Genomic DNA, 12,757 nt, shown 5'->3' with positions numbered 1-12,757 from the left:
GCACAGGCTCGAGCGGGGGCCGGGCAGGCTCTGATCGCGGAGCAGCCCTCGGTCGCGGGTCAGGTCTCGGGCGTGGCTTTGCCCTCGGCCTCGGTGATACGGGACTCGAGCTGCCGCAACGCCGACCGGACGGCCGCGTCGGCGTCCACGCCGCTCGCCTGTGCCCTCGCCACGAGCGCCTGGATCTGCTCGCCGACCTCCTCCGCCGTGATGGCACCGTCGGGGAGGTCGACGGGGACCGCATGGGCCCGCGCCCGCGAGATCACCTTCTGGGTGCGGGCCAACGAACTCAGCGACCGGGCGATGCCGTCCAGCGACGAGGTGCGTCCCTTCTCCGCCCGCTTCATCTGCTCCCAGGTGGCCCGGAGATCCTCGGGGACCTCCTCGGCCTCGAACACCCACGGGTGGCGGGAGATGAGCTTGTCAGCGATCCCCGCGGCGACGTCGTCGAGGTCGAAGCGCCCCTGGTCCTCCGCGATCCGGGCATGAAAGTAGACCTGCAGCAACAGGTCGCCGAGCTCCTCACGCAGTTCCTCATCGGAGCCCGCCTCGATGGCGTCGACGACCTCGCAGGTCTCCTCAACCAAGTGCGTGACGAGACTTCGATGCGTCTGCTTGGCGTCCCACGGGCACTCGACCCGCAGGGTGTCGGTCACCTCACGCAACCGCGCGAGTTGCCCCCGATCGGCCACTACTTCTCCGAGAGCACCGACAGGGAGCCGCCCTCCGGATCCCAACCGTCCCTGAGGTCGAACTTCCCATACCTGGGGTTGAGCTCGACGGGGATCTGGTCGAACACCTCCACCTGCGCGGGCTCGAGGCTCGTCTGCATCGCGTTGAAGAGGAAGAAGCCCTGGGCGACGGGCCAGCAGGCCGTACCCTCGACCTGCTTGACTGCGGGGTCCTGACGAACGGCCTTGTCCAGTTCGGCCTCATCCACCGGGGCGCCGATCTGCTCGTACCCCTTGAGGGCCACCTCGCGCAGGGTCAGTGACTGGACGACCAGGAGTTCAGGCATCCTGGGATTGATCGTCTTGCATGCCTCGAGCGCGGCGTCGACCTGACCGCGGGTGATGGTCGTCCCGGCCACCACGGCCGCCGTCGACGAGGAGGGCGCGCACCCGGCGAGGGCGGCCACGGCCAACACGGGAACAGCCAGACGGACTGCGAGCTTCATGCGTTTCTCTCCTTGCTACTCGCCCCGAGCATATCCCCTGTGTGCGCTTCGGTCAGGCCGTGCACCACGTGACATCGGAGCGGAGGGCAGCGGCCACGGCGTCCAGTGACGTCGTGAAGTAGAAGTGCCCTCCCGGGAAGGTACGACTCCGGAATCGGACCGAGGTCATCGACGCCCAAGCACGCACATCCGCCGCAGGAGCAACCGCGTCCACTTCCCCCGCGTAGGCCACCAGAGGAACACCAACGGTTCCTTCCCGACAGCGATGGGTCTCGGCGGCACGCAGATCATGACGCAGCAGCCTGATGAGGTGATGCCTGAACTCCGGGTGCTGGAACAACCCCTCCGGAACGGCCCCCATCTCCTCCACCTGGCGCACCAGTACGTCATCATGTGCACGATGCAGGCCGCGGTCCAGAGACCCCTGCGTCGGCGCTGGATGTCCGGAGACGATGAGCCCACGAAGCTGTTCCCCCAGGCTCAATGCAGCCTCGAACGCAACGATCGCGCCCATGCTGTGTCCGAACAACACGACAGGCTCCTGCAGTCCTTGAACCTGCTCCACCAGCGAGGCAGCCAGAACACCCAGCGACGGTGAATGAGGCTCCCGGATGAGACGTTCCCGTCCCGGATAGTTCACTGCACACACCCTCATCCCCTCCCCCAGAGCAGCGCCCAACCCGCGATAGAACGCTGGCCCTCCCCCTGCATGGGGACAGATCACCAAGGTGGCCCCACCCACCGTCGAGGGGCTACCCAATTCCACCACCCAAGATGCCTTCATGCGAGCAGCCCCCGGTTCGCAGGATCCAGGTGTGCAGCAGTACGGTGGAACAGCCTGATGCGACGATCAGGACGGGTCTCGATCTCGGCACCCCCCTGCCAACCATGGCGGGACAACGCCCGATGCATCCGGACGTTGTCCACATCCGGGTCTGCCACCACCACCTCACACGAGCGATCGGCCACCATCAGGGCGTCGGCCAGAATCGGTAACAGGGGCGAGAACCGTCCCCGTCCCGTCAGCTCAGGTCGCCCCACCGCGATGTGGAATCCCATGTCGTGTGGCTCCGAACGATAGCAGCGTCCCACCTCATCTCGAGCTGCCCGATAGATCTCCACATACCCCACCGGAGCCCCCTCCCAGAGCACGATCGCAGGAACCGAATAGGTTCCGGCCAACTGGGCCTCGAGGTGGCTCATCCACCGCTCCGTCGGCCAGGCCTGTTGCCAGGTCTCCGCCAAATGCGGCAAGGACATCCACGCCGCTACCATCTCGGCATCCGTTGCATGGTCAGCACACCTCAGCGCTACAAGGGCATGTCCCAAGCGCGTCGCAGTGAGACCCGGCAGGTCCGGGATCGGTGGTGGTTCGGCAAGAACCCACTCCGGTGGGAGGTCAGCTCTCAACCGGGGCAACACGGGCCAGCTCACACCTGCCACTGAGCAGCCGCCCTCCACTCGTCCCTCATTCGGGCGTACTCTCCTCCCGCCATTCCCAACACGGCAGGAGGCCCTTGCTCCACAACGCGTCCCTCCTGCATCACCACAACGACATCCGCAAGTTCGACCATCATGGGACGGTGCGTCACCACGAGGGTGGTGTACTCGTGACGTACCTTCCTGATGCTCTCCACGATGGCGCGTTCGTTCTGGGGATCCAACGCCGACGTCGCCTCATCGATCAGGAGCAGTCGCGCCCGTTTCGCCAACGCCCTGGCGATGCCCACCCGTTGCCTCTCCCCACCTGAGAGTTCGGATCCACGTTCACCCACTGGTGTCTCCCAACCCTTGGCGGAACCGAGAAGAATCGGGGTCAACATCGCGGCCTCCGCGATCTTCTCGATCTCAGGCTGGTTCAACTCGGGGTTGACGAGAAGCAGGTTCTCACGCAGTGAGGCATCGGCGAGGACGGTGTCCTGGAAAACGACAGCGGCATTGCGACGTAGCAGATGCACGGTTTCCTGACTCGTTCCCTCGATCCCTGCAACGGAGATGGCTCCTGCGTCGACCTCCTGCAGCCCGGCCAGCACCCGAATCAACGTGGACTTGCCCGAACCCGAAGCCCCAACCACCACGGTCACGGTTCCCGGCTCGAGATCGAGATCCACATCAACAAGACCCAAGCCGCCATCGGGGTAGGTCGCCTGAAGGCCACGGAGCCGAATGTGCGGGGGCTGATTCAGCAACTCCGCTTCCAGTGGCTGAGGAGCCCTCAGGATCTCTCGCACCTCTGCGAGACTCCTGCTCATGGCACCCACCCCTGCGACGGCGCCTGCCACAACACCGACCTGTTCCAACACCCGCAACAGGACGATGACCAGCATCGCAGCGCTGACAGCGTCGACGGCCCCTCGGGAAAAGGCCAGCCAGGCCGTGGCACCGAAACCGAGCAGCACCAACTGGAGCACCAGGCTGAAGAGGAACTCGCCGGGGATCTGCCAGAGAAGCAGCCGCAGGACCCGGCTGCGGGTGCTCCTGATCGCCTGTTCCACGAAGCCACGTCCCGCGGAGAGACGACGTGAGGTCCGCAGGGAGGGCTGCGCCCAGGCGAACTCGAAGAGACGATCATCAAGCTCCGCCGTGGCTTCCGTGTAAGCCTTCTGAGCGCGGGCCTCAATTCGAGTGCTGGCACACAGGGCCAGCAGGGCCAGGGCACCACCGATCAAGGTCACCACCGCCACCGGAACGGAGACCGTCATCAAGCCGACACCCAACAGCACGGTGAAGGCGATGGCAGTCACGACAGGGGTCACCAGAAGGATCACTCCTGAGGTGGCCTCGGTGGCCCCGGTGGACAGCAGACTCCGAAGTGCGGCGGCGCGCTGTGCCCCGGGGCCTGGAGTGTTCATGACCGCTTCCGGGACCCGTTGCTGGATGACGCGCATCACCTCGATACCGAGACGCAGGCCCCGCCTGGCGCTGAGGACGTCCACTGCCCACGCCGCCACGATGAGCCCCAGCAACAGAGCCACCCAGACACCAGCGGTTGCCGGCGTACCCCCGAACAGTGCTCGCCCCAAGGGAAAGAGCACCAGGACGGCTGCTACCTGAAGCCCGGCCGACGACACTGCCAGCACGAGATAGCCCCAGAAGTCTCGAGCACTCGTGACAGCACGCAGATGAACCAACATCACCGTTCCCCCTTTCCCACACTTGCCTGCCACAACTTCACATACACGCCGTCACGCTGCAGCAACTCCGCATGGGTTCCCGACTCGGCGACCTTCCCCTGTTGGAGCACCACGATCCGGTCCGCTTGCTGCACGGTGTGGAGCCGATGAGCGATCATCAGCACGGTACGGCCCTTCAACAACGCGTCCAGGCCCTGCCGAATGGCCCATTCCGAATCGGGGTCGGCAGCAGCCGTGGCCTCGTCGAGGATCACCACCGGAGTGTCTGCCAGCAGGGCGCGGGCGATCCCGATCCGTTGCCTCTCCCCACCCGAGAGCCGACCGTTGTCGACGACGGTGTCGTAGCCCTGCGGCAGCCGCATGATGCGCTCATGGATCTGGGCCGCTGCGGCCGCCGCCCGGATCTCGTCATCCGTGGCCTCGGGACGGGTCAGCGCGATGTTGTCCCGCACGCTCGCACGCAGTAGCTGCACGTCCTGCAACAGGATTGCCACTTTTCCGTACAGCTGGTCCGAGGTCATCTCCCGCAGGTCGACCCCATCGATGCTGATTCCGCCTTCCTGTGGATCCCACAGCCGGGCCAACAGGGCAGCCACTGTTGACTTTCCGGCCCCGGAGGGGCCCACCAGGGCCGTCACCGTTCCCCGTTCCAGTTCGAGGTCAAAGGAGGAGAGCACCTTGGGTTCGGCTCCGTACCCGAACCCCACCCCGGAGAAGTGGACATGTCCCGAGGGCGCACGACGCCCCGTCGCATGCTCGAGCTCAGGAGTGCTGAGAAGCCACTCCAAGGCGTCCCTCGAGGCGAAGGACTGGACCAGGACATTGATGCTCGAGGTGATTCCGAGGAGTTGGGAGCCGCACGAGGTACCGATGACAAGGAAGATGACCAGGTCGCTCGGTGGCATCCAGCCCGCGGTCGTGAAGGCCCACCCCGCCAGAACGAGCAGTCCCAGTGTCGTCATGGGGCGGTTGATCATCACGGCTTGGATCTTCATGAGGCCGGTCTCCGCCTGCCACTGGGCAACGAAGTCACCCGAACGTCGCAATGTTCCCGGTAGGTCCACCACCGCCTTCGATCCATAGACCCGGGCCTGATCGAGGGTGTTGAGAAAGGTCTGTGCCTGTCCCGAGGCAACCGCAGAGTTCTGCTGCACGATCGCGGTCTTCTCCGCATCCCGCCGCGAGATGCGGACCATGACGAAGAGGAACACGCCCAAGGGAACCAGCAGCACCAGTGCGAGACGCCACTGAACGTAGAAGAGATAGATCAGCGTGGCCACGGGCGCGACGACGGCAGCCACCAGATCGAGAACCGCATGGGTGACCACGTAGTGCAGGGCCGTGACGTCATCACTGACGAGCGACTTCACATCCACAGTTCGTCGACGTGCGAACCACCCCAACGGCAACGACGACAGCTTGTCCATGAGCCGTCCGCGCAGAGCAGCAGCGAAACGGGCATCGTAGAGATGCATCCCGAAGAGCAGTCCGGTGGTTCCCAGAGCGGCGACGCCCATGACAATCACGGCGATCAGCCCGAGGGTCAGGAACTCGTCCACGTCCGCACCACGGAGGAAGGCGCGCGCCACCTCGGCGAAAAGGATGAAAGGAACCAGTTGGAGCAGGGACAACAGACCCTGGATCACCCCGCCGATGGTGAGGGCGACACGGGTGGGGGCGAGTATCTTCTCCGACGCCACCGGCTGCGGGGACACTGGTTTCGCCTCCTGCTCCTCCGCAGCCTCCTGCAGGACACGCGACTTGCCCATGGCCCGCCCCTTGACCCAGTAGGCCTGGGCATGAAGGGTGGCCTTGTTGAGTTCATGTTCCCGCTCCAAGGGGATGCGGGCCCGCCGGGTGGCCAGCGATTCGGCTGTCACCCAGGCATACCAGCCGGTCCAGTCCTGCCCGGCGATGGCCTGAGCCAACCCCTGCCCATCAGGGAGTTCCTCCACCCATTGAGCCGTGATGTTGGGCCCTTCCGGGAGCGGCAGCCCGACATCCCGCTCATCGTGTTGCTCGAGATAGACCACGACGGGGTGTTCGGGGGGAATGGATGTGGCCAGGGCATGGATCGCCGGATACGAGGCCAGATCCCCGAGAAACAGATACCCCTTGGGTGCCGGGTCGAGCAGGGCAAACGGTTCCTCCCCGAACCTCATCGCGACGATCTGGTCCCCTGGTTCACAGGTGGTGGCCCAATAGGAGGCGGGCCCCATGGGGTGGTGGACGACGAAGTCGATGGCGAACTCCCCGGTCGCAGGGGAGGTCCAGGCCAGGGTGTAGCCCCGCTGGAACTGCTTGCCCCCGCCGTCAGGATCCGGGAACCACGCACGCACCCAGTTTCCGGGGGCCTCCCCGTCGGGGTTGAGCAGGGAGTCAGAATGCAGGAACACCCGGATGAAGTGCTCCGCCCGCTGCTCCCGCCCGGTCACCGTGAGCACGTGCTCCTTGGCCCCGAGTGTTCTCAGCACCGCTCCCTGGAGCCCCTTACCCACGGTTCGCCTCTTCCTGTATCCGGTTCTGCGTCCTCACAGCATGCCTCACCGTTGCTGCTCCTTGTTCACCTTGCCCACTGCGGTCAGCGGAAACTCCTCAACCACGAACAGCTCATCCGGAACCGCGAAACCGGCAATCCCACTACGCCTGACCTTCGCGATCAACTGCCGGGCAGTTGAGTGTTCCGTCCCTTCCGCTGACCTCCGAAGGATGACATGGGCCACGATACGTTCACCCCAGCGTTCATCCGGGACTCCGACAACGGAGGCGTCATGAACCTCGGGTAGACCCAACAGGGCGCTCTCCACGGTTTCCGGGGCAACCTTCTCACCACCACGGTTGATGATGTCATTGACCCGACCGGTGACCGTCAGGTAGCCACGGCTGTCTCGAACCACGAGATCACCCGGGACATAGAAGCCATCCGGGGTGAAGCATCGGGCGTTGTGATCCGGTGCCCGGTAGTAGCCTCGGATCGTGTAGGGACCACGGGTCTGGAGCAGCCCCTCCACACCATCGGGGACGGGGTTGCCCCGTTCATCGACGACCCGGACCTCGTCATCCGGGGACAGGGGACGTCCTTGGGTCCCCATGACGGTGTCATGGTCATCATCCAGCCGGGTGTAGTTGCACAGGCCCTCTGCCATCCCGAAGACCTGCTGCAACCGACAGCGCAACGTCCCCTCGACACGTTCGGCAATCACACGACTGAGTTTCGAACCGCCGACCCACACCACCCTGAGCGCGGTGTGCTGTGACTCCTCGGCCTGCACGGAGTTCAACCAGCTCAAGAGCAACGGCGGGACCAAGGCAATGTGGGTGACACCTTGCTGCTCCAGCAGGGCGAAACCTGTCCCCGGCGATGGATCCGGGGCCATCACGACCCTGGCCCCCACCGCCAAAGCCCCGTGCAGGCCGGGCGAGGACAGCGCAAAGTTGTGCGCTGCGGGAAGCACGACGGCCATGACATCACCGGGACCAAGGTCGCTGATCTCGGCAGCCGCACGGGAACAGTAGTCGTACTCCTCATGGAGCCGAGGAATCAATTTCGGGTTCCCGGTGGTACCTCCGGAGAGTTGCAGCACAGCCACATCCTCGGGGGAGACCTCCGGTAGCTCAGCAGGATCAGGTTCCGGAAACCTGCTCCACGGAGGATCATGGGCCACCGGAAGATCCAGAACCTGGAGCCTCGGCAGTTCCTGTTGAACCTGGTTGGCGACGCTGCTGTAGTCGACGACACCAACCCGTCCGGTGGTGATGATCGCCGACGCCTCGGCCTTGCGTGCCACATGCGTCAATTCGACACGGCCGTGCGAACTGAGAACCAGCACTGGACGGGCTCCGGCTCGCAACAGACCAAAATAGCTCTCCACCCAGGTGACGCTGTTGGGAAGGTAGAGCACGACATTCATCCCCGGTCCGATTCCACGCTCAGCAAGCCAGGCAGCACAGCGCACACTGGAGCGCGCCAGTTCCTCGAAGGTGAGGCATCGGGAGGAGTCCGAGACGAAGAGGGCCGACCCGAAGCTCTCCGCCGACCTGTCAAGCACCTGTGGCAAGGTCAACCCTCTCCAATGACCGGCTTCCCGATACCTCGCCACCATGTCTGACGGGTAGGGCACCAACCCCGGATCGTTCAGATGTTGTTCATGGTTCATGGTCACTCCTTCACAGCTACGGTGATCAGATCGTGCAGGCTCGCTCCCCTGAGAATGTCCGCTGCGGTCACAGCATTTCCCGTGACAGCCGCAAGCGCACGCTGCAGTGAGAGCGCCTGTGTCGAGTCAATCCCCAATGAGACCAAGGAAGTGGAACGCTCGAGTTCGGCATCAGCCGAATAACCGAGTGTTTCGCGCACCACTGCCTCAATGGTCGTTGCGACCTCTTCAGCACCCGAATCGGACACGGGTTTCCCCTGCTGCTCCTGGCGATGCTGAACCGGTTCTGCCCGGACCTCTTCGGCTGCGAGCCTGTTCGACGGCGGGGTCACCAGATGTTCGAACAGCATGTTTGCACCGATCAAGGAGAACACTCCTGCCAACTGCTCCCAGTGGGCGGCGGCGATGCTCACGAGACCCGGAGGGGAGGCCAGGGCAATCGCCACCGCCGTGGACGGGTCCATGGGCCTCAAACCAGATTTCTCGATGTCTTCCAAGCTCCTGACCACAGCCCCTGTGTGTCCATGGTGTGGCCACAGCCCCCAACGAATCACCGTGGTCCGGTCATTGTCCGCAAGGGAGAGGACCTCGAGAACCCGATTGGTCGCGGCATAGACCGCATGATTGCGGGCCCCGATCCCTGCGGACAGGGAGGAGAACACCATCAGACGGTCCTCCGGGCGCAGGAGGTGCTCCCGAATTGCTGGCACGGCCCCCGACTTCGCCTTCAGAGCCGCCTCCCAGTCGGAGTCGGCAACCGCCTCATAGTTCACGACGCAGTGGACGACGAGGCGGGCACCAGAACATTCTGGCAGCGAGGATGCAAGATTCTGGATCGCCGCAGGATCCGTGACGTCGCACCTTTGATGCACCACCTCAGTGCCGTTGGCGTTGGAGATGGCCTGCAGTGCCGCTGCGGACAGACCTTGGGGAGTGCGTCGCGACACGACCACCAGCCTCCGACACCCCTGCTCGGCCAATCGTCGGCAGATCTCAAGCCCCACCACACCGGTTCCTCCCAGGATCACCGCCTCTGCATACTCCTGACGGTCGGATAGAGCCTGATCGATGACGAGACGCCTACTGTGGAGTTCGCCCTCGAGCACGGCAAGGCTCCACTCACTTCCGATGTGGGCTGCCGTCATGATGTGGCGGGATGCGGATGCGAGGTCATCAGTGGCCCCGACATCCAGGTGCCGCAACTGCCTGGGGTGGAAGTCGGCGGCCATGCAACGTGCCATCGCTGCTGTTGCCGCTGCGATGGGATCTGGAGCCTCACCCCCGAGGTGACGTCGATCCTCCGCCCCCCTTGTGACGATGAGGAGATCCGAGGCGGATGATCCACGCAACGTCTCCAACTGACGATGGAGGTCGGCCAGCGTGGAACTGAGGCGGTGTCCCTGTCCCCCGCCGGGTTCCACCATGACCACGAGGACATCGGGCTCCTCCGCCACCACCTCCGCCCCCAGACGCTCCGCCGCCTCCCTGAGTGACCGGACCCACTCCTCAGAGCCGCAGTGCAGGAGAACCCTTCTGGGGGCGGGAAGAAGGTGGCCTCCCAAGGGCTGCCAGCTCTCGCCCAGGCACTGCGGAACAGCGCCGATCCTTCCCGGAGTGCCGCAGGAGGAGTCAGCCGGCGCCCACAACACCTCGGGTTCCCAAGAGGTGGGCGGAAAGTGCAACGGCACGGAAGGAGTCCGATCCGGACGCCAGATGGCGATCTCCCTGTGACTCACGAGTACCTCGGCGAGACGATCCGCGAACCCGACCGCGACCGGTTCGTCACGATGCCCGCTGCTGGTGGTGAGGATGTCAGGGCGGTTCGCTGTAGCCGCCGTCTCGGCAACGCTGACGAGCAGAGCGGGGTGAGCGGACAATTCGATGAAGGAGGAGGCCCCTTGCTCCAGCGCGTTTTCAATCGCAAGATCGAACCTAACCCGATGTCTCAGGTTGGCGAACCAGTAGGCCCCTTGGAGCCACCCCTCTGGGATGGGCCCTCCCAGGGTGGAGCTGATGAACGGGATCTGGGGCTCCCTGAAGGGGCGATGACCGAAACTGGCTTCGAGGAACTGGCGGCTCGGGTCCATCAGGTGGGTGTGGCTGGGGAAATCCACCTCGATCCGTCGCAGAAAAAACTCTTCCTCGGCGAGCATCTTCTCCAGAGCCCTCACCGCACCCAGCTCTCCCGTCACCACATGCTGTGAGGGCGAGTTCACTGCGCACACCTCGGCCCAGCCGGGGAGGGTGGGTAGGAGCCTTTCGATTCGATCCCGCCGAGCACCAATCAGCAGCATCTCGTAGCGTCCCTTCAACGCATACTCCCTGCTCACTCCTGCCCGCCCGACGATGACCTGAGCGGCCTCCTCTTCGGTGACGAGTCCTGCTGCGCAGGCAGCCGCCACCTCGCCTTGGCTGTGTCCCACCACCATGGCGGGGGTCACCCCCCACTCCCGCCACAAGGCGTGGAGACCCAGCATGTGGCTGAAAAGCGCGGGCTGGACGAGATCGGAGGGAACCGCATCCAGCAGATAGGACCGAATCGACATTCTCTCGTCGAGACACTGGGCATCAATCCGGTCCACGGTATTCCGGTACGCCGCGCTGAACTTGTACAGTTCACGGCCCATTCCGGGATGTTGACCTCCCTGTCCGGGGAAGATCATCGCTGGGCTTCGGCTCTCGGCGTGACCGACATGGACCGAAACCTCGGGAAGGACCTGTCTCCCCCCACCGCTGGCCACCCACTCCAGCCCTGTGAGCAGCCCCTCCCGTCCTCTCACCCGCAGTAGTGCCCGCCAAGGTTGGGCAGAGCGGGTGGCAGCCACCAGTTCACTGAGCTGAACAGGAGTGACGGCAGGGTCCCGACGAACAAAACCCGCCAACGCGGTTGCTTCTCTCCGCAACCCCGAGGCAGTCCGTGAACTGATCAACACCGCCACAGCGCCATCGGGAAAATAAACCCTCTCAGACATGATGCTCCTGACGAACCTCGATGATCGCGTGCGCGTTGGTTCCCGAGACCCCGAAACTGGAGACCGCCGCAAGCCGCGGCCCGTTCCATGACTCAACGGCCTCAGGAACCCGGATTCGATGGCTCCCCCAGTCGATCACCGGGTTCCAGGGATCGGAATGCAGGCTTGGCGGTATACAGCCATGCCAACCCGCGAGGATCACCTTCGCCAATCCGAGGAACCCAGCCGCTGCCTGGGCATGTCCCAGATTGGACTTCACCGAGCCGAGGAGGAGTTCGTCATCCCGCTGATACCCGTACACAGCAGCGATGGCCCTCAATTCTCTGGGATCTCCGGCAGCAGTTCCCGTACCGTGTCCTTCGAGCAGGGCGATCTCCTGGGGAAGAACACCCGCATCTTCCAGAACCTGGCGGTACAGCTTTTCTTGGGCGTTCTGGGAGGGAACAGTCAGGTGGGCTCCGGACCCGTTGTGGTTGACCCCCACCGCCCGCACCTCCGCCAGGACCCGATGCCCCAGTTCCAGCGCCCGACTGTTGCGTTCCATCACCACGACCACAGCACCCTCACTCCAGATGGTGCCAGCCGCCGACGCTGAGTAGGGACGGCAAAACCCCGACGGATCAAGGGCCCGGTGACGGGAGAACTCAACATATGAGCCTGTGGTGGCAATGACGCACACGGCACCGGCCAGCGCCCACTCACACTGCCCCAGGTACAGCGCGTTGCTCGCCTGCTGCAGGGCCGCCAAGGACGAGGCGCAGGCCGCATCCAGACTCACAGCAGGCCCGGAGAGATCCAGCAGGTTCGAGATTCGACCAGCCACGGAGGAATTCAGGTATCCGGTGAATCGCCGCCCGGACAACAGCGGATCGGGGATGTGCACCGCAGGACCGTAGGCATTGGGCGAGACCCCCATGAAGACCCCTGCCCGGTGTCCCTCACCGATCAGTGAGGCGGGATCGATCCCTGCCTGTTGCAAGGCCTGCCACGCCGTCCTCATGGCAACCCGTTGTTGCGGATCCATCCCCTCGGCCTCACGTGGCGTGACCCCGAAAAAGGGGGCGTCGAAGCGGGTCGCGTCATGCAGAAAACCACCGGAATCCGGCACCGGGCCCCATCCCATCCGGTGTGGCAACTCAAAGATCCGATCCAGGTCCCAGCCCCGATCCCGCGGCAGAGGCTCCAGCAGGGATCTTCCCTCCTCGAGGGCGTCCCAGAAGGCTCCCGGTCCGAGGATTCCCGCTGGCGCCTCGACACCAAGTCCGACGATGACCACTGGGTCCTGAACCAGGCGGGCACCGCTGGCCACGGTACCTT

Annotated in this window: 9 protein-coding genes; all 9 read right to left on the bottom strand. The window is 64.6% G+C overall.

All coding sequences use genetic code 11. From position 1 onward, the window contains the following. Positions 1–59: 59 nt before the first annotated feature. Entirely contained in the window at positions 60–692 is a 633-nt protein-coding gene (locus EII35_RS07055; protein WP_125227760.1) for a nucleoside triphosphate pyrophosphohydrolase, read from the bottom strand. Beyond that, complete coding sequence (locus tag EII35_RS07050) at positions 692–1,177, bottom strand: hypothetical protein (protein WP_125227759.1); 486 nt, start codon at positions 1,175–1,177, stop codon at positions 692–694. Before EII35_RS07050 ends, EII35_RS07055 begins: the two co-directional genes overlap by 1 nt. A 52-nt stretch (positions 1,178–1,229) precedes the next feature. After that, a complete protein-coding gene (locus EII35_RS07045; protein ID WP_125227758.1) occupies positions 1,230–1,961 on the bottom strand; it encodes a thioesterase II family protein in 732 nt (243 codons plus the stop codon). Then, positions 1,958–2,599 (bottom strand): GNAT family N-acetyltransferase, encoded by a 642-nt coding sequence (locus EII35_RS07040; RefSeq protein ID WP_260465051.1) that lies wholly within the window; start codon positions 2,597–2,599, stop codon positions 1,958–1,960. Before EII35_RS07040 ends, EII35_RS07045 begins: the two co-directional genes overlap by 4 nt. 8 nt (positions 2,600–2,607) lie before the next feature. Beyond that, positions 2,608–4,311 (bottom strand): ABC transporter ATP-binding protein, encoded by a 1,704-nt coding sequence (locus EII35_RS07035; protein ID WP_125227789.1) that lies wholly within the window; start codon positions 4,309–4,311, stop codon positions 2,608–2,610. After that, the gene (locus EII35_RS07030; RefSeq protein ID WP_125227756.1) at positions 4,311–6,809 is read right to left on the bottom strand and encodes an ABC transporter ATP-binding protein/permease; all 2,499 of its coding nucleotides are present in this window, start codon (positions 6,807–6,809) and stop codon (positions 4,311–4,313) included. Before EII35_RS07030 ends, EII35_RS07035 begins: the two co-directional genes overlap by 1 nt. A 45-nt stretch (positions 6,810–6,854) precedes the next feature. Beyond that, positions 6,855–8,360 (bottom strand): (2,3-dihydroxybenzoyl)adenylate synthase, encoded by a 1,506-nt coding sequence (locus tag EII35_RS07025; protein ID WP_221739696.1) that lies wholly within the window; start codon positions 8,358–8,360, stop codon positions 6,855–6,857. Between the two features lie 110 nt (positions 8,361–8,470). After that, entirely contained in the window at positions 8,471–11,131 is a 2,661-nt protein-coding gene (locus EII35_RS07020) for an SDR family NAD(P)-dependent oxidoreductase (RefSeq protein WP_260465050.1), read from the bottom strand. Positions 11,132–11,432: 301 nt separating this feature from the next. Next, entirely contained in the window at positions 11,433–12,749 is a 1,317-nt protein-coding gene (locus tag EII35_RS07015) for a beta-ketoacyl [acyl carrier protein] synthase domain-containing protein (RefSeq protein ID WP_221739695.1), read from the bottom strand. Between the last annotated feature and the right edge of the window lie 8 nt (positions 12,750–12,757).

Source organism: Arachnia propionica (assembly GCF_003932785.1).
Classification (GTDB): domain Bacteria; phylum Actinomycetota; class Actinomycetes; order Propionibacteriales; family Propionibacteriaceae; genus Arachnia; species Arachnia propionica_B.
This window is presented reverse-complemented; position numbering and strand designations above follow the sequence as displayed.